This window comes from Streptomyces sp. NPDC127106 (assembly GCF_042677605.1).
Taxonomy (GTDB): Bacteria; Actinomycetota; Actinomycetes; order Streptomycetales; family Streptomycetaceae; genus Streptomyces.
This window is the reverse complement of the sequence record NZ_JBHXTC010000037.1, coordinates 1-17,962: the sequence shown is the minus strand read 5'-3', so window position 1 is coordinate 17,962 and position 17,962 is coordinate 1. Positions and strand designations below refer to the sequence as shown.

General features: G+C 72.7%; 15 protein-coding genes. 8 read left to right on the top strand and 7 right to left on the bottom strand.

Going from position 1 to position 17,962, the window contains the following annotated elements; translation table 11 throughout:
- Window positions 1-2 precede the first annotated feature (2 nt).
- Entirely contained in the window at window positions 3-1,157 is a 1,155-nt protein-coding gene (locus tag ACFVGY_RS26195; protein ID WP_385681342.1) for an acyl-CoA dehydrogenase, read from the bottom strand.
- Complete coding sequence (locus ACFVGY_RS26190; RefSeq protein WP_385681340.1) at window positions 1,157-2,374, bottom strand: amidohydrolase family protein; 1,218 nt, start codon at window positions 2,372-2,374, stop codon at window positions 1,157-1,159. The genes ACFVGY_RS26195 and ACFVGY_RS26190 overlap by 1 nt, the downstream gene beginning before the upstream one ends.
- 178 nt (window positions 2,375-2,552) lie before the next feature.
- On the opposite strand from ACFVGY_RS26190, the gene ACFVGY_RS26185 reads away from it, so the two are divergent.
- The gene (locus ACFVGY_RS26185; RefSeq protein WP_385681338.1) at window positions 2,553-4,127 is read left to right on the top strand and encodes a class I adenylate-forming enzyme family protein; all 1,575 of its coding nucleotides are present in this window, start codon (window positions 2,553-2,555) and stop codon (window positions 4,125-4,127) included.
- Window positions 4,128-4,319: 192 nt separating this feature from the next.
- The gene (locus ACFVGY_RS26180) at window positions 4,320-5,597 is read left to right on the top strand and encodes an acyltransferase family protein (RefSeq protein ID WP_385681336.1); all 1,278 of its coding nucleotides are present in this window, start codon (window positions 4,320-4,322) and stop codon (window positions 5,595-5,597) included.
- 196 nt (window positions 5,598-5,793) lie between these two features.
- Here the strand turns inward: ACFVGY_RS26180 and ACFVGY_RS26175 are convergent, their stop codons facing one another.
- Window positions 5,794-6,312, bottom strand: a complete 519-nt coding sequence (locus ACFVGY_RS26175; RefSeq protein WP_385681334.1) for an EF-hand domain-containing protein — start codon at window positions 6,310-6,312, stop codon at window positions 5,794-5,796.
- Window positions 6,313-6,626: 314 nt separating this feature from the next.
- On the opposite strand from ACFVGY_RS26175, the gene ACFVGY_RS26170 reads away from it, so the two are divergent.
- Both ACFVGY_RS26170 and ACFVGY_RS26165 read left to right on the top strand, forming a co-directional pair.
- Window positions 6,627-7,190, top strand: coding sequence for an RNA polymerase sigma factor (locus ACFVGY_RS26170; RefSeq protein WP_385681332.1), 564 nt, complete (start codon window positions 6,627-6,629; stop codon window positions 7,188-7,190).
- The gene (locus ACFVGY_RS26165; protein ID WP_385681330.1) at window positions 7,187-8,503 is read left to right on the top strand and encodes a hypothetical protein; all 1,317 of its coding nucleotides are present in this window, start codon (window positions 7,187-7,189) and stop codon (window positions 8,501-8,503) included. Before ACFVGY_RS26170 ends, ACFVGY_RS26165 begins: the two co-directional genes overlap by 4 nt.
- A gap of 55 nt (window positions 8,504-8,558) precedes the next feature.
- On the opposite strand, the gene purU is transcribed toward ACFVGY_RS26165, so the two are convergent.
- Complete coding sequence (gene purU, locus ACFVGY_RS26160; RefSeq protein WP_385681328.1) at window positions 8,559-9,434, bottom strand: formyltetrahydrofolate deformylase; 876 nt, start codon at window positions 9,432-9,434, stop codon at window positions 8,559-8,561.
- 14 nt (window positions 9,435-9,448) lie between these two features.
- Window positions 9,449-9,895 (bottom strand): hypothetical protein, encoded by a 447-nt coding sequence (locus ACFVGY_RS26155; protein ID WP_360634721.1) that lies wholly within the window; start codon window positions 9,893-9,895, stop codon window positions 9,449-9,451.
- Between the two features lie 196 nt (window positions 9,896-10,091).
- Between ACFVGY_RS26155 and ACFVGY_RS26150 the strand changes: the two genes are divergently transcribed.
- Complete coding sequence (locus tag ACFVGY_RS26150; protein WP_385681326.1) at window positions 10,092-11,375, top strand: ABC transporter substrate-binding protein; 1,284 nt, start codon at window positions 10,092-10,094, stop codon at window positions 11,373-11,375.
- Between the two features lie 50 nt (window positions 11,376-11,425).
- Here the strand turns inward: ACFVGY_RS26150 and ACFVGY_RS26145 are convergent, their stop codons facing one another.
- Complete coding sequence (locus ACFVGY_RS26145; protein ID WP_385681324.1) at window positions 11,426-12,760, bottom strand: hypothetical protein; 1,335 nt, start codon at window positions 12,758-12,760, stop codon at window positions 11,426-11,428.
- 130 nt (window positions 12,761-12,890) lie between these two features.
- Window positions 12,891-14,270: a transcriptional regulator gene (locus ACFVGY_RS26140; RefSeq protein WP_385681322.1), complete on the bottom strand. Its 1,380-nt coding sequence runs from the start codon at window positions 14,268-14,270 to the stop codon at window positions 12,891-12,893.
- A gap of 220 nt (window positions 14,271-14,490) precedes the next feature.
- Between ACFVGY_RS26140 and ACFVGY_RS26135 the strand changes: the two genes are divergently transcribed.
- From ACFVGY_RS26135 to ACFVGY_RS26125, 3 genes are all read left to right on the top strand, one after another.
- On the top strand, window positions 14,491-15,174 hold the full coding sequence (locus ACFVGY_RS26135; protein WP_385681320.1) for a bifunctional DNA primase/polymerase: 684 nt from the start codon (window positions 14,491-14,493) through the stop codon (window positions 15,172-15,174).
- Window positions 15,175-15,318: 144 nt separating this feature from the next.
- A complete protein-coding gene (locus tag ACFVGY_RS26130; protein WP_385681318.1) occupies window positions 15,319-16,161 on the top strand; it encodes an ABC transporter ATP-binding protein in 843 nt (280 codons plus the stop codon).
- Entirely contained in the window at window positions 16,158-17,846 is a 1,689-nt protein-coding gene (locus tag ACFVGY_RS26125) for a transporter (RefSeq protein ID WP_385681316.1), read from the top strand. Before ACFVGY_RS26130 ends, ACFVGY_RS26125 begins: the two co-directional genes overlap by 4 nt.
- Window positions 17,847-17,962: the final 116 nt, after the last annotated feature.

The following is a 17,962-nucleotide window of genomic DNA, read 5'->3' as shown; positions in this document are numbered from 1 at the left end:
CCTCACCGGCCCTTCGGAAGGCCGAGGATCCGCTCGGCGACGATGTTGCGCTGGATCTGGGAGGTGCCCGCCGCGATCGTGTACGACAGGGAGGACAGCCGCTCGCGCACCCACTCCTCCTCCAGTGCGAGCGAGCCCGCGCCCAGCACCTCGGCGGCCGCGTCGTACAGCTCCTGCCGCGCGTGCGAGTACGCGAGCTTGAACACCGATCCACCCGTCCCGGGGACCCCGCCGGACCTCTGGGCCGCACTCACGTTCCACTGCGTGAGCCGCCACAGCGCGCCGAACTCCCCGTGCAGCCGGCCGAGGCGGCGCCGCAGCACCGGGTCGTCCCACCGGCCGTTGGCCCTGGCCGTGCGGGCGAGCCCGGCCAGGGTGCGCCGGCAGGCCACCACCTCGCCGACGAAGGCCGTGCCCCGCTCGAAGGAGAGGGTGACCATGGTGACCCGCCAGCCGTCGTTCTCCTCCCCGACCCGGTGGGCGACCGGGACGCGCACCTCGTCGAGGAACATCTCGGCGAACTCGGTGCTCCCGGCGAGGGTGCGCAGCGGTCTGACCGTCACGCCGGGGGCGTCCATCGGCAGGGCGAGCCAGGAGATGCCCCAGTGACGCGGGGCCCCGGGGTCGGTGCGGACGAGGAGTTCGCACCAGTCGGCGATCTCCGCGTGCGAGGTCCAGATCTTCGACCCGGTGACGACGTACGCATCGCCGTCCCGTACCGCGCGCGTGCGCAGGGAGGCCAGGTCGGAGCCTGCGCCGGGCTCGCTGAAGCCCTGGCACCAGACCTCGTCGCCGCGCAGCACGGGCGGCAGCCAGCGGGCCCGCTGCTCGGCGGTGCCCTCGGCGGCGATGGTCGGACCGGCGTGCAGCAGTCCGACGAAGTTGGCGCCGACGTAGGGCGCCCCGGCGCGCTCGGTCTCCTCCAGGAAGATCAGGTGCTGGGTGGGGCTGGCGCCGCGCCCGCCGGCGTCGACGGGCCAGTGCAGGCCGGCGTACCCGGCGTCGTACAGCCTGCGCTGCCAGCCGAGGTCGTAGGCGCGGCGACCCGGCCAGTCGTCGGGGGACGGCTGGGGCGGCAGCTCGGGCAGCACCTTGGCGAGCCACTCGCGCAGCCGCGCCCGGAACTCCTGCTCCTCCTGCGTGTACGCGAGGTCCACTACCGTGCCGCCCTGGTCCCGGCCCGATCGCGGTCCAGGTCGAGGCCGAGCATGCGGATGGCGTTGCCGCGCATCAGCTTGTAGACCGTCTCCTCGTCGAGGTCCTCGACGTGGTCGAGGGCGACCTCCTTGGTGTGCGGGAAGGTCGAGTCGACGTGCGGGTAGTCGGTCTCGAAGGTGGCGTTGTCGCGTCCGACGACGTCGAGCGAGGCGATGCCGTGCTTGTCCCGGAAGAAGCAGCAGAACATCTGCCGGTAGTAGTACGTGGACGGCGGCTCCGGGATCAGGTCGCGGACCCCGCCCCAGGCCCGGTGCTCCTGCCAGACGTCGTCGGCGCGTTCCAGGGCGTACGGGATCCAGCCCATCTGGCCCTCGCTGTACGCGAGCTTGAGCTGCGGGAACTTCACCAGGACCCCGCTGAACAGGAAGTCCATCATCGAGGCCATGGCGTTGTTGAAGCTGAGCGAGGCCTGGACGGCGGGCGGGGCGTCGGGGGAGGCGGCCGGCATCTGGGAGGAGGACCCGATGTGCATGTTGACGACCGTCCCGGTCTCCTGGCAGACGGCGAAGAAGGGGTCCCAGTAGCCGGAGTGGATGGAGGGCAGACCGAGGTAGGTGGGGATCTCGGAGAAGGTGACGGCGCGCACCCCGCGGGCGGCGTTGCGGCGGATCTCCGCAACGGCCAGGTCGATGTCCCACAGGGGGATGATGCACAGCGGGATCAGCCGACCGCCGCTGTCGCCGCACCACTCCTCGACCATCCAGTCGTTGTACGCGCGCACGCAGGCGAGGGCGACCTCCTTGTCGTGGGCCTCGGCGAAGGTCTGCCCGCAGAAGCGGGGGAAGGTGGGGAAGCAGAGGGAGGCCTCGACGTGGTTGAGGTCCATGTCGGCGAGCCGGGCCACGGGGTCCCAGCAGCCCCGGCGCATCTCGGCGCGGGTGATGCCCTCCAGGGTCATGTCGTCGCGGTCGAAGCCGACGGCGGCGATGTTCCGCTTGTACGGGAACTTCAGGTCCTCGTAGATCCACCAGTCGGTCGGCGGGCCGTCGGGGTCCATGGAGATCACGTACTTGCCGCCCCGGTACTCCAGCTCGCCGATGCCGGCGGTGAGCGGCCGGGGTCCGCGGTCGCGGTACTTGGCGGGCAGCCAGACCTCGAAGAGGTGCGCGGGTTCGATGACGTGGTCGTCGACGCTGATGATCCGAGGCAGTTCCACTGTGTCCCCTCACCGCGAGCCGGATCGAGCCGGATCGAGCCTGGAAGATCTGATGGACCGTCAGGAAATGCGGTCGCTCCACGCTAGCCCCGCCACCCCTGGACCGACAAGCGCCACGGGCCTACGCTCTGCCCATCATCTGACGGAACGTCAGCAACCGGTCGAACGGAGGGCTGCCATGCCGGGAACGACGCGGACGCCGACCGACACCGCGCGGGAACTGGACGACTCCCCCACCCTCTGGGCGCTCGTCGCCCGCCGGGCGGAGCTCACCCCCGACGCACCCGTCCTCATCCAGGCCGCCCCGGCCCCAGCCGACGACCGCACGATCACCTTCGGCGGGCTGCGCGACCGCGCCGAACGGGTCGCGGCGGGCCTGTACGGGATGGGGGTGCGCCCGGGCACGGTCGTCGCCTGGCAGCTGCCCACCCGGATCGAGACGGTCCTGCTCTCGCTCGCCCTGGCCCGCATCGGGGCCGTGCAGTCACCCGTGATCCCCTTCTACCGGGACCGCGAGGTGGGCTTCGCGCTGCGCGAGGCCAAGGCCGAGTTCTTCGCCGTCCCCGGCGTCTGGCGCGGCTTCGACCACACGGCGATGGCCGGGCGGCTCGGGGCGCGCGGCGTGTTCCGCGTCTACGGGGCCGCCGACCTCCCGGACGGGGACCCGGCCGTCCTGCCGGCGCCGCCCGCCGACGGGACCTCCGTCCGCTGGATCTACTGGACCTCCGGCACCACCTCGGACCCCAAGGGCGTCCTGCACACCGACCGCTCGCTGATCGCGGGCGGCTCCTGCCTCGCCCACGCCCTGCACCTCGGCCCGCGGGACGTCGGGTCGATGGCGTTCCCCTTCGCGCACATCGCCGGCCCCGACTACACCGTGATGCTGCTCCTGTACGGGTTCCCGGCGGTGCTCTTCGAGAAGTTCGCGATGCCGGACGCGCTGGACGGCTACCGGCGCCACGGCGTCACGGTCGCGGGCGGCTCGACGGCCTTCTACTCGATGTTCCTCGCCGAGCAGCGCAAGAACCCGTCCGAGCCGCTCCTCCCCGCCCTCCGCCTGCTCGCGGGCGGCGGCGCCCCGAAGCCGCCGGAGCTGTACCACGCCGTGGTCCGCGAGCTGGGCTGCCAGCTCACCCACGGCTACGGCATGACCGAGGTCCCGATGATCACCATGGGCTCGCCGGACGACACGGCGGAGCACCTCGCCACCACCGAGGGCCGCCCGCCCGCCCGCATGTCGATCCGCATCACCGCTCCCGACGGCACCCCGCTGCCCGCCGGCACGGAGGGCGAGGTCCGGCTGCGCGGCGAGGCCGTCTGCCGGGGCTACCTGAACCAGGACGGCACGGCGTCGCCCTTCGACACGGACGGCTACCTGATCACCGGCGACCTCGGGCGGCTGACCCCCGACGGCTACCTGGTCCTCACCGGCCGCAGCAAGGACGTCATCATCCGCAAGGGGGAGAACATCTCGGCGAAGGAGATCGAGGACCTCGTCCACCTGCTCCCGGAGGTCGGCGACGTCGCCGTGATAGGACTGCCGGACCCGGAGCGCGGCGAACGCGTCTGCGCCGTCGTGGAGCAGCCTCCGGGCGCCGCCCCCCTGACCCTGCGGCGGATGACGGACCACCTCCGCGCCCAGGGCCTGGCCCCCCACAAGCTCCCCGAGCAGCTGGAGCTGCTCGACGCACTCCCCCGCAACGAAGCCCTTCGCAAGATCCTCAAGTACAAGCTCCGCGAGCGCTTCGCATAGCCCGCCGGGGGCCGTCCGCGCCCGCCCGGGGGGCCGTCCGCGCCCGCCCGGGGACCGGCCACTCCGGGCGGCCAGCCGTGGCGGTCGCCGATTTCCAGCCACGCACACCCGCCCCGGTGCGCCACGTGTCACAATGATCAGTCTTCCTCATACCCACCAGAGCGCCCTTCGGGTCCGTTCTCGAGAGGCGTCATGCGCATACGCACCCCCCGCCAGAGCCGTTTCCGCTGGTCCCGCGGAAGCGTTGCGGAACTCTTCTCAGGTCGGGACAACAGCCTGGGCCTGCTCCGGCTGCTCCTGGCGTCCGCCGTGGTCCTGTCCCACGCGCGCGTCCTCGGCTTCGGGCAGCGTGAGTTCGGTTACAGCTTCTCCGCCGGACAGACCGACATGGGCAAGTTGTCCGTGTTCGGTTTCTTCATCCTGTCCGGCATGCTCGTCACCCGCAGCGGCAACCGGCTCCCCGTCGGCCGCTTCCTGTGGCACCGGGCGCTGCGTCTGCTGCCGGGACTGTGGGTGTGCCTGGTGGTGACGGCCTTCGCCGTCGCGCCGTTCCTGTACTGGCGGCAGCACCACGGTCTGGCCGGATTCCTGGGGCACAGCGACGGCCCGTTGGACTACGTCCGGGCCAACTTCGCCATCCGGGTGCAGCAGTGGGGCATCTCGGGGATCCTCGACACCGCCGAGAGCAAGGGGCTCGCGTACAACCGCGCCTTCGACGGCGCCCTGTGGTCCCTGGAGTACGAGGTCCTCTGCTACCTCGGCGTCGCCCTCCTCGCCCTCGCCGGAGCACGGGCCGGCGGCGTGGTCCGCGCACGGCGCGCCGTCCTGGCCGTCACCGCGGTCCTCGGCTGCTACGTGCTCGGCGAGGCGCTCACCGAGCCCCGGCTGAACATCATGGAGCACCCGGCGCGCGAGGGCATGACCGCGGCGGTCGTCGGCGGCTACGTCGTGCCGTGGGTCTTCTACCTCGGCTTCGCCTTCGCCATCGGCGCGCTCATCGAGGTCTACAAGGAGCGGATCCCGGTCAGCGACCTGCTGGGCGTGCTCAGCGGCCTGACGCTGCTCGCGGCCCTGCACTACGGCTGGCTGTACATCCTGGGCGTGCCCGCCCTCGCCTACCTGCTGCTGTGGCTCGCCATCCGGCTGCCCAGGCCCTTCCGGAAGGTGGGCGCCAAGCACGACTACTCGTACGGCATCTACATCTACGGCTTCGTCGTGGAACAGGCCGTGGTCGCACTCGGCGGCGCGCGCTGGGGCTTCGCCGCCTACCTCGCGCTCTGCGTGGCCGGCACCCTGGTCGCGGCGGTGCTGTCCTGGCACCTCGTCGAACGCCCCGCCATGCGCCTGAAGGACATCGGCCTGTCCCGCCCCGTCCTGCCGCGGCAGGCGGACCGCGGCGACGAGGCGCGGACGGGCGCGGACCCGGAGCGCGACCAGGATCTGGCCCGCGCGGGCACGCGGGTCCCGTAACCCCACGGCCCCGCGCCGCGGGCGGGGCCTCGCCTCCCGACGCGGGGGCCTCACCCCCGGACCGGGCCGCGGGCGGGGCCTCGCCCCCGGACCGCCCGCGGACCGGACGCCCGGGGTCGGGCCACCGGGTCGGGCAGCCCGCGGACGGCCCGGGTCGGGCAGCCCGGGTCGGGCGGCCCGGGTCAGGTGCCCCGGGTCAGGCGTCCGGGGCCTCCACGCCGCAGTACGACGCGAAGGCGGCCAGGAGGCCGTCCTCCGAGAGCCGGCCTTCACCGTCCGCGTCCAGGGCCGCCGCCACCGGCCCGGCCACCTCCGCCGGGGTGCCCAGGACGCGCAGGACGCGGGCCGCCTCTGCGGGGGTCACGCCCCCGCCGTCACCGTCGACCACCGCGATCACCGCGCGCAGGAACGGCCGCGCGATCTCCGCGAACCGCTGCGGGTTGTCCCGCAGCCGCTTCGCCGCCCCGGTGATGAACTCCTGCCGGGTCACCCGCTGGTCGCCGTCGACGTCCGCGATACCGGCCATCCCCTGCCAGAACGCCTCCGCGCCCGCGAACACGGCCTGGCCCTTCTCCGACCGCGGGGCCGTGCCGAATTCGGCCAGCACCGCCTTGGCGGCCGCGCTGAAGTCCTGGCGGTCGATATATCCGTTGCCGTCCTGATCGAACGTGGCGAATCGGGAGGCGATCTTGCGCTCGTATTCTGCGCTGTCCATATCGGGGGTTCCGCCTTCACATGTGCGGTGGGGTGCAGTTCAAGACAAGCGGGAGCGTAAGCCCTTCACGGCCCGCGCGTTAAGCGAAGGTGTCAAGGAGGCTGCCGCATCGAACCCGCGCACGGGAAGCGCGGTGGGGCGCGCACATCCGTGCCCATGTGCCGGGCTCATGTGCCGCGCCGCGCCCCTGCGTTCACATTCCGTCACAGCCCGTTCCCGGCCTGCCACTCTTCCAGGGCGAGGTTGCCGCAAAACAGGCGCGCACTGGCACGTGCCCATTACATTCGATGCGTCGACACACGGCTGGGGGCACGATGCCGAAGGACGTACCACCGCGCTGGGACCGCCGCATGCAGCAGCGGCTCGCCCGCGGCGAAGCCGCCGCGCTCGGCGAGTTGTACGACCGCTTCGCCTCGCTCGTGCACAGCCTGGCCCACCGGGTCCTCGGCGACGAGACCGCCGCCGACCGGATCACCCGCGAAGTGTTCGGCTACATCTGGGAGAACCCGGACGCCTACGATCCCAAGCAGGGCTCCATGCGCTCCTGGGTGGCCCGGATCGCCCAGGGCCAGGCCGTCGCCCGGCTGCGCCAGACCGAACGGGGGCGCGGCTCCCGCGAGGAACTGGAGCAGAAGGTGCGCAGCGCCAGCGCCGCCGCCCGCGCCGACTACATCGTCACCTCGATGCCCGCGCCGCTGCGCGCCGCCCTGGAACTCGCGTACTTCAAACGGCGCGACTACCGGCAGGCCGCCGCCGACCTGCAGATCAGCGAGGACGAGGCCCGGCGCCGGCTGCGCCTGGGACTGCAGCTGCTGTCGACCGCCAACGTCCTCCCGCCGGGGGACGCCGCCCCGCCCGGATATGGAACGCCCCGATGAACGGTCCCGACGACGGACGCGACGGACGCGACGAGCACGACGGACCCGACGATCACGAGGAGCGGCAGATCGGCGGGCCGCCCCGGATACCGGGTCCGCGCGGGCCCGCCGACGACCTCGACCCGCAGCGCGCGCCCCGGCCACTGCCCCGACCGCTCCCGGAACCGGCGCCTCCCGCACAGCCCGCACGGCCCGGGCGGTCCCCCGAGCCCCGCTCGCACGCCGTGCTCAAGTCGCTGCTCGGCGCGTGGGCGCTGGCCGCCTGCTCCACCGAGGAGATCCAGGCGGTGGAGGACCACCTCACCGAGTGCGCGCCGTGCGCGGAGGAGGCGCTGCGGCTACGCGACGCAGTGGGGCTGCTGCACCCGGAGGACAGCCTGGACCTCAAGCCGCTGCTGCGGTCGCGGGTGCTGGAGGACTGCCTGGGCAAACGGCCCGCCCGGATCCCGGTCCCGGCGTGGGCGCGCCCGTACGACACGGAGACCGCACGGCTGGACGCGCTGCTGCGGGACTTCGGCGACTCCGAGTGGGAGACCCCGGTCCGGCTCAAGTGGTTCGAGGAGGAGCGCCGGCAGACCCGCCGCACGACGGTCGCCGGGGTGATCGGCCACTTGCTCACGGTGGACGGGATGATCGCGACCGCACTGGGCCTGGACGACCCGCTGGGTCCGGGGGCAGCGCAGGAGCGGGGCCCGGCGGCCCGTACCGAGCGCTACTGGGGCTCCGCCGTGCAGCCCATCACCCGGCAGGTGCGCGAGCCGTGGCGGGAGCAGGGCCACACACTGGTGCGGACGGTGTCGTTCGCGGGCCGCGGCGTCGCGGAGCTGTCCGTGGACTACGGGCACTTCGCACTGCCGCTCGGGGACGCCTTCCTGGAGCGGGCCTTCGAGTGCTGGGTGCACGCCTGGGACATCGCGGAGGCGGTGGACTACCCGTACGACCCGCCGTCGGGGCCGGACCTGCACCGGATGATCGACCTGGCGGCCCGGCTCCTGCCGAGCGCGCTGGCCCACCGCCGCCGGGCCGGGTTGGCGGCCCCGGCGCGGGGGCTGGTCGCGGCCGGGGCGCCCGGCCGGACCCTGCACCTGGAGATCGAGGGCTCGGGCGGCGGGAGCTGGGACATCGCCCTGGACTCGCCGGCGGCGAAGCCGTCCGCGGAGCACACGGTGGCGCGCATCGCACTGGATGGGGCCGAGTTCTGCCAGCTGGCCGCCGGGCACATCTCGCCGGAGGAGGCGGCCGTCGGGCAGCACGGTGACCGGGAGGCGATCCGCGACGTGCTCTTCGCAGCCGCCTCCCTCAGCCACCTCTAGCAGCCGCCTCTGGCCGCGGGGCCCGCGCAGCCCGGCCGGCGGTCCTTCGGAGGCGTCAGGCGAAGACGACCGTGCGGGTGCCGTTGAGGAGCACGCGGTGCTCGCTGTGCCACTTCACGGCCCGCGCCAGCGCCTGGCACTCGACGTCCCGGCCGATCGCGACCAGCTGGTCCGGCGTGACCTCGTGGCCGACCCGCTCGACCTCCTGCTCGATGATCGGCCCCTCGTCGAGGTCGGCCGTCACGTAGTGCGCGGTGGCGCCGATCAGCTTCACGCCCCGGGCGTGCGCCTGGTGGTACGGCTTGGCGCCCTTGAAGCTCGGCAGGAAGGAGTGGTGGATGTTGATGATGCGGCCGCTGAGCTCCTTGCACAGGGTGTCCGACAACACCTGCATGTAGCGCGCCAGGACGACGAGCTCCACGTTCTCGTCGCGGACCAGCTCCAGCAGCTGCGCCTCCGCATCCGCCTTCGTGTCCTTCGTCACCGGGATGTGGTGGAAGGGGATGTCGTACGAGCGGACCAGCTCTTCGAAGTCGGTGTGGTTCGAGACGACGGCGGCGATCTCCACCGGCAGGGCGCCGATCCGGGTGCGGAACAGCAGGTCGTTCAAGCAGTGCCCGAACTTCGAGACCATCAGCACGACCCGCATGCGCTCGTCGGAGCGGTGGATCTCCCAGTCCATGCGGAACGAGTCGCCGATGGCGGCGAAGCTGGCCCGCAGCTTCTCCACGGAGACGGGCGGCTCGGCCGAGAAGTGCACCCGCATGAAGAAGAGGCCGGTGTCGCGGTCGCCGAACTGCCGGCTGTCCTCGATGTTGCAACCGGTCATGAAGAGGTAACTGGACACGGCGTGCACGATGCCCTGCTTGTCGGGGCAGGACAGGGTCAGTACGTACTGCTGGGGTGCCTGGGGCTGCGGGTCGTCGCTCATGGCACCACAGCCTTTCACACCGGGCGGGTGAGGATCCTCAGCAGTTCCAGGGAACGGGGTGCCGCGTCCGGGTCCTCGCCGTCCGCCTGCGCCAGCCGTACGTGCGCCTCACGGGCGGCGCGCACGGCCTCGGGCCAGGCGTGGTGCTCCAGGTAGGCGGAGACGGGGGCGTCGGGGCCGACCTGGTGGAGGATGCGGAGCACGCGGAGCACGGCGACGTCGACGAGGGTGGCTTCCTGCACGTCGCGGAAGATCGTGCCGACGTACTTCTCGGCCGACCAGCTGTCGAGCCAGGTGTCCTCGACGAGCCGGTACACGGCGTCGGTGACGTCCCCGTATCCCTCGACGCCCGCGAGCCAGACCTCTTCCTGGAAGGCCGGATCGGAAAGCATGTGCAGCGCCGAGCGCACGGTGCAGCGCCAGCGCCACCACGGCATGTCGTTCAGGGGCATGCCGCCCATGGTGGAGGAGCGGCCGCCGCGTCGGGAAGAGTTCTTCGAACCTTGGGCGAATGTCACGCTTTCGATCGTACGTTCCGGCCTGACGCGATCTTGAAGCACCTGTGCAGGAGCACACCCCTGTCATTCACCCGGATGTCACCGGCTGTTATGCCCGTCTCACTGCCCAGTTACCCGTGGGGCGGAAGGGTGCTGGGACATGACCGACCGGAGACGCACAACTCACCGCTTCCGAACCGCCATTGCCGCCGCGATGGGCGCAAGCCTCCTCGTCGGCTGCGGCGTGCTCCCCGGAGGCTCGGGCGGCCCCACGGGCACCATCACGGTCATGACCTTCGCCCCGCAGGACACCAAGGCAACCAATATGCCGGGAATGACCGGTATGGCCAAGGCGTACGAGAGCTGGGTCAATGCGGCGGGCGGAATCAACGGCCGCAAACTGCGCGTCATCACGTGCAACGAGAAGAACACCCCGTCGGGCGCCGCCGACTGCGCCCGCAAGGCCATCGTCGAGAAGGCCGTCGCCGTCGTCGGCTCCTACAGCCAGCACGGCCGCGCCTTCATGGCCCCGCTGGAGGTCGAGGGCATCCCCTTCATCGGCGGGTACGGGGTCTCCGCCGAGGAGTTCCAGAGCAACCTCTCCTTCCCCGTCAACGGCGGCCAGCCCGTGCTCCTCGCCGGCGCCGGCCGCCAGCTGGGGCGCGCCTGCAGCCAGGTGGCGCTGGTCCGGCCCGACACCCTCGCCGGCGACTCCATGCCGATCCTGCTCAACGCCGGCCTGAAGTCCGACGGCGCCGGCAAGGCGGGCGACGCCTCCGACATCCGCGCCGCCGAGGACTCCGCCGACCTCATGCCGCAGGCGCGCGAGGCCCTGGCCAACTCCTCCGGCGGCAAGGAGCGCGGCTGTGTGACGGCCGTGCTCGGCCAGCGCACCGAAACGTTCTTCGACGCCTTCCGCCGGGCCGACGAGAAGAAGAAGAACCCGCAGATCGCCTCCGTGCTGGGCAGCGTGAGCCAGGCCCTCATCGACCGCACCGGCGGCCGGGAGAGCCCGTTCGAGGGCGCGCTCGTCACCAGCTGGTACCCGGTGTCGAGCGACCCGCTGTGGCAGCCGATGCGGAAGGTGATCTCCGAGCACGCCTTCGGCAACGACGCCGTGGACCCGGACGACAGCGGGACGCAGACCACCTGGATCGCGTACACCGTGCTCGGCGAGGCCCTCAAGCGCCTGAAGTCCGGCGAGTCCGTCACCCCGCACAAGGTGACGCGCGCCCTGAACCAGACGGAGCCGGTCCGGACCGGCGGCCTCACCCCCGACCTGAACTGGCGGTACGAGAACATGCGCGCGCTCGCCGGCTTCCCGCGCATCGTCAACGGGCGCGTCACCTTCCAGGTCGTCCAGTCCGGCCGGCTCGTCGCCCAGCCGGGCGAGCAGCCGATGGACATGACGCAGACCCTGGAGCAGGCCCCGCGGGCCGCGTGACCGGGGCGCGCGGGGCCGGCTGCGGGGCGCGGGGCGCTGGCTGCGGGGCGCTAGAGCTGTGACTTGTCCCGCTTCGTGAGGTTGTACTTGGCCGCGATCGTGTTCCACATGGCCGCGGCCGACTCCTTCGCCCGCGTCGCCTCCGCGCTCGACTTGTTGCCGTCGTTGGCGTCGTCCGTGCTCCGGGCCCGACCGTCCTTGCAGCCCTTCTTCTCCCCGGCGAGGTCGTCCGCCCAGGCCGCGTAACTGTTGTCGGCGTCCGCCGAAGCCTTCCAGGCCTTGTTGAGCGACGCGGACAGCCTCGCGTTGTTCGGGAGCTGGTCCATCTTGACGTCCTGGAGCCGGGTGACCAGCTCCTCGCGCTGCCGCGCCGCGTCCCGCAGGTCGCTCGCCGCGGTGCCGAGGTTGCGGCAGCTCTTGATGTCGTCGACGGCCTTGATCACGGTGGACCGGCTGTCGTTGCTGTCCGCGAGGAGCTTGTCCAGCTGGATGGCCTGGGCCTTCGCCGGGTCCACCGGCGCCTCGACGGCCGCCGCGGCCGAGCTGCCCGCCGACGGGGTGGGTGCGGCCGCCGCCGCGGCCGGGTCGTTGTTCTGCTTCTTGCCGTCGCTGAGGAGGGCGCCGACCCCGAGCCCGACCACGGCCAGGCCGATCACCACGGCCGCGATGACCGCTGGCGGCACGCGCCGCGCAGGCTCGGGCGGAGGTGGCGGGACGTACTGCTGCTGCGGGTGCACGCCCGGCTGCTGGAACTGCTGCTGCGGGTGCTGGCCGCGCGGCGGATACGGGCGCGGCTGCCGCAGCACCGGCTCCTGCACCGGCGGCAGCTGCTGGGTGTGCCCGTCGCTGCCGGCGAGCCCGTCGCCGTCGCGGAACAGCCCGTCGAAGCCGTCGGTGACCGGCGGGATGTACTGGGTCGCGGCCTCGTCGTGCGGGGCAGCCGCCGGGCCGGCCGGGACGGGCGGGATGTACTGCGTCGCCGCCTCGTGGTGCCCGGGGGCCGCCGGACCCGCCGGGACGGGCGGAATGTACTGCGTCGCCGCCTCGTCGTAGCCGGCGGGCGCCTGCGGCGCCGGGGCGCCCGGGACCGGCGCGGCGTACGGCATCCCGGGCGCGCCGGGCACCGGGCCCGCCGGGACCGGCGGGATGTACTGGGTCGCGGCCTCCGGCAGCGGCGGGTAGCCGTAGCCGTGCGGCTGGCCGGGGCCCTCCCAGCCGGGCCCGAGCACGTGCCCGGGCTCCGCGTGCACGGGCTCCGCGTGCACGGGCGCCAGCGGCATCTGGCCGGGGGCGTGCGGCGACTGGGCGTACCCCGGATCGGGGCCCCACGGCGCACCGGGCTGCGGATCCGCCTGCGGGGCGCTCCCCTGTCCGTTCTCCGTCACCGGGACTCCTTCGCCGACTACTCCGAACACTGCGCACCTACGGAACGCCGCCTCACGCTACCCGGACCCCGCCCTCCCCGTCAGGCCCACCTTCCGGGATGATTCGCGTCACACCCGGACACGAGTCCTGCTAGGCAACGGCCTCCCACCGCGCCGCGAACTCCCGCACCGCCGCCTCCTCCCGGTACGGCTGGAGCCTCGCCCGGAAGTCGTCCAGGTACTCCGCGCCGCGGCCCGAACGGAGCCCCGACAGCAGTTCCGCCGCCTGCGCCGCGGTCTGGCAGGCCTGTTCCACCTCCCGCTGCTGCACCTGTGCCGCCGCCAGCAGCAGCAGCCCGATCGCCCGGCGCCGCTGCTTCCCGGCCGGCAGGGCTGCCAGCGCCTGCTGCGCCTGCCGGGCAGCCTGCTCCGCCTGCCCCAGGTCCCGGTGGCAGTGAGAAAGCTCATCCGCCAGGTACGCCTGGTCGAAATGCCGGATCCACACCGGATCGTCCCCGGATTCCGGCTCCGCCCGCTCCAGCGCCGTCACCGCCCGCGAGGACAGCACCGCCGCCGCCCGGGCATCGCCCAGCAGCGCGTGCCCGCGCGCCTCGGCCGCGTAGAACATGGCCTCCACCCGCGGGGTCGCCTGCCCGCGCGTCCCCTCCTGGGCGGCCCGCGCGAGCTGGGCGATCTCCCGCGGATTGCCGAGCTCCGCGGCGAGGTGACTCATGGACGCCGCCAGCACGTACCCGCCGTACGCCCGGTCCCCGGCCGCCTGCGCCAGCCGCAGCGCCTGGATGTAGTAGCGCTGCGCCAGCCCCGGCTGCCCGGTGTCCACCGCCATGTATCCGGCCAGCTCCGTCAGCCTGGCCACCGCAGCGAACAGGGCGCGCCCCACCGGCTCCCGGTACGAGCCCCCGATCAGCCCGGACACCACGGAGTTGAGGTAGTGCACGACGACCGGCCGGACGTGCCCGCTGCCGAAGCGGTGGTCGAGCTCCTTGAGGGCCTCGGTGGTCGCCCGCACCGCCTCCACGTCCGGCATGCCCACGCGCGAGCCCCCGTTGCGGGCCACCTGCGGGTCGGCGCCGGTGATCAACCAGTCCCGGCTCGGCTCGACCAGCGCGGACGCGGCCACGCTCGACCCGGACAGGAAGTCCCGGCGCCCGACGTCGCTCCGCCACAGCTCGCTGACCTGCTCGATGGCGCCGCCGACGGTCGGGGAGAACTGCAGGCCGATCCCGGAGGCGAGGTTCTTGCCGTTGGCCATGCCGATCTCGTCGATGGTGACGGTCCGGCCGAGTTTGCGGCCGAGGGCCTCGGCAATGATTCCGGGAGCCCTGCCGCGCGGCTGTTGGCCGCGCAGCCAGCGGGCCACGGACGTCTTGTCGTAGCGGAGGTCGAGACCGTGCTCGGCCCCGCACATGTTGACGCGCCGGGCGAGCCCGGCGTTCGAGCACCCGGCTTCCTGAATGAGTGCCTGCAGCCGTTCGTTCGGCTGGCGGGCGACGAGAGGCCTGGCTGCCATGAAAACCCCCAGAGGCCGCGGGTGATCGTTGGAATGATCACTTCCCGCCTGATGTGCGGAGAATCATCCGCTCTGCGTCGTGTCGCTACCCACCTCCAGCGCCCCGGCCTCCCGCGCGCCCCCACTCGTGCTCCAGTGCGCCCCGTATGCAGGATCGATGCAGCCCCCACCGGCCGGTTTACCCCCGTAACCCCACCTGACCCCGGCAGTTGTGATGGTCGTGGAAGAGACCATCGGAGTCACGGAGACCGCACCCATCCCCAAGCAGCGCTCCGAGCTGCTGCTGGACCATGCCGTGCGGTACACGGAAGAACGGCACTGGGACGTCTTCGCCGGCACCTGGCTGGAGCACGCGGACGGGCGGGAGCTGTGCTCCTGCGAGGCGGCGGACTGCCCGGCGCCGGGTGCGCACCCCGCGGTGAAGGAGTGGGCGACGCTCGCCACGGGCAGCGCCGTCCGGGTCCGGCAGGTGTGGGGGAAGCGCCCCGAAGCGTCGATCCTGCTGCCGACGGGCCGCACCTTCGACGCACTGGACGTCCCGGACTCCGCCGGATTCCTGGCGCTCGCCCGGCTGGAGCGCATGGAGCGCACCCTCGGACCGGTCACGCTGACGCCCGACCACCGGATGCTGTTCTTCGTGTTGCCGGGCGCCTCGGTGAAGGTGCCGGATATGGTCCGCCGGTACGGCTGGTCACCGACCGCGATCGACCTGCGGGTGCGCGGTGAGGGCGAGTACGTCGCCGCCCCGCCGACCCGCTTCGGCGGCCGGGGCTCGGTCCAGTGGGCACGCCGCCCCACGCCCGCGAACCGGTGGCTGCCGGATGCCGAGGAGCTGATCGACGCCCTGGCGTACGCGTGTGGACGCGAGGCCGCGGCGGAACGGACCGCACGCCGCACGCCCTGACAGCCCCTCACACGCGAAGAAGCGCGCCCCCGGACCAGGTGCGTTTCGCGGCCGAAAGTCATGACATACGTAACTGCCCTGCCTCTTGGGGCCGCCCTATGGTGAAGGCGTAGGACCACGGGGACGAGAACGAGAGGCAGACGCATGCCGAACCAGGGTGATGCGACGGGCGGAACCTCCGGGACGGGTGGCGCGCGACCGGCGCCGTCCGACGGGCGGGCAGCGGTACGGGTGGAAGGCCTCTGGAAGCGCTTCGGCGACCAGGTGGCGGTCGCGGGCATCGATCTGGAGCTGCCGGCGGGGAAGTTCATCGGCCTGGTCGGCCCGAACGGTGCGGGCAAGACGACGACGTTGTCGATGGTGACCGGGCTGCTGCGCCCGGACATGGGGCGGGTCGTCGTGGCCGGCCACGACGTGTGGACGGACCCGGTCGAGGTGAAGTCCCGGATCGGCGTGCTGCCCGAGGGCCTGCGGATGTTCGAGCGGCTGTCGGGCCGTGAACTGCTCGGCTACATGGGCCGGCTGCGCGGCCTGCCCGGCGAGGAGACCGACAAGCGGGCCACACAGCTGCTGGACGTCCTCGACCTCGCGGCCTCGCAGCACAAGCTGGTCGTCGACTACTCGACGGGCATGCGCAAGAAGATCGGGCTGGCCGCGGCCCTGCTGCACAACCCGGAAGTGCTGTTCCTGGACGAGCCGTTCGAGGGCGTGGACCCGGTGTCGGCGCAGACCATCCGCGGGGTGCTGGAGCGGTACACCTCCTCGGGCGCCACGGTCGTCTTCTCCTCCCACGTGATGGAGCTGGTCGAGTCGCTGTGCGACTGGGTCGCCGTCATGGCCGGCGGCCGGATCCGCGCCGCGGGTCCGCTGGCCGAGGTACGGGGCGAAGCGCCCTCGCTGCAGGCCGCGTTCCTGGAGCTGGTCGGCGCCGGCGGGCGCACCGCGGGCGACTCGCTGGACTGGCTGGGCGGGCAGGCCGCCCGATGAGCACCACCGCCTCCCCCTCCGCTTCCGCGCCCGCACCGGGGCCGGCGCCCGCTCCCACGACGACGGCGGCGGCCGGCCGGGCCGCCACCGCGGTGGACCCGACCGCCGTGTTCGTCCGACTGAAGCTCTCCCTGATACGCAACGGCCTGAAGGGGTCGTCGAAGCGCAAGGCCGCCTACGTCACCTCGCTGGTGTTCTCGCTGGCGGTGGCCGTCCTCGTGACGCTGGGCCTGGCCATGCTGCACGGGCACGCGCGGGCCGGCACCGCCGTCGTCCTGCTCGCCGCGATCCTGGCGCTCGGCTGGTCGTTCATGCCGCTGTTCTTCCCCACCGGGGACGAGACGCTCGACCCGAGCCGGCTGGTCATGCTGCCGCTGCGGCCGCGCCCGCTGGTGCGGGCCCTGCTGGCCTCCTCCCTCATCGGCATCGGGCCGCTGTTCACGCTGTGCGTGGCGGTCGGCTCGGTGGTGGCCGTCGCACGGGGGTGGGCGGGCATCGTGGCCGGTGTGGTGGCCGTACCGCTGCTGGTGCTCGGCTGCGTCGCGCTGGCCCGCACCGTCGCCACGGCCAACGTCCGGCTGCTGAGCAGCCGCAAGGGCCGCGACATCGCGGTGCTCAGCGGCCTGGTGATCGCGGTGGGCGCGCAGCTCGCCAACTTCGCGAGCCAGCGCCTGATGGAGGCCGGGGGCCTGGCCCAGCTGGAGCCGGCCGCGGCAGTCGTGCAGTGGCTGCCGCCCGCCACGGCCATCGGCATGGTGGACTCGGCGAGCCAGGGCGCGTACGGGACGGCCACCGCCCAGCTGGCGCTGACCGTCCTCGCCGTGGCGCTGCTGATGTGGCTGTGGGAGCGCAGCCTGACCCAGCTGATGGTCACCCCGGACGGCTCGACGCTCGCCGCGGCGAGCTCGAAGGAGAAGCGGCAGTCGGCTGGCGGCGGCATCTGGTCGTGGCTGCCGGAGGGACGTACGAGCGCGACCGTCCAGCGCACCCTGCGCTATGCGGTGCGGGAGCCGAAGACCAAGATGTCGTGGGTGTCGGCCCTGGCGGTCGGCCTGATCATCCCGGTGTTCAACGCGCTGCAGGGCACGGGCTCGGTCTACCTGGCCTGCTTCGGCGCGGGCATGCTCGGCGCGCAGATGTACAACCAGTTCGGGCAGGACACCTCGGCGTTCTGGATGGTCGCGCAGACCATCGGGGGCACCCGGGACGCGCTCGTGGAGCTGCGCGGCCGCGCCTACGCCCTGGCCCTGGTCACCGTGCCGTACACGGTCCTGGTCACGGTGCTCACCGCCGCGCTGGTGGACAACTGGCAGGGCCTCCCGGCCGGCCTGGGCATGGCGCTGTCCCTGCTGGGGGCGATGCTGGGCACGGGAGCGCTGGCCTCGGCCCACTACCCGTACTCCATCCCGACGGACGGCGCCTTCAAGAACGTCGCCCCGGGCCAGGCTGGTCTGGCGTGGACGGGCATCGCCGGCGGCCTGCTGTCGTCGGCGGTGATCTGCTCGCCGATGATCGCGCTGGCGATCTGGTTCAAGGTGGACGACGGGATGCAGTCGCTGTCCTGGATCCTGCTCCCGCTGGGCGTGGTCTGGGGCGCGGTGGCGGCCTGGGCGGGTGTCCGGCTGGCGGCTCCGGTCGTGGCCCGGAAGCTGCCGGAGATCCTGCAGGCGGTCAGCAAGGGCTGAGCGCCGGTTTGTACGGGGAAGGGGGGTGACCCGGCCCGGGGGGGGGGGGGGGGTGTTTTAAAAAAAATACCCCGCCGCCCCCCAAACAACTGTTTATATAGGGGGTGGGGGGGGGA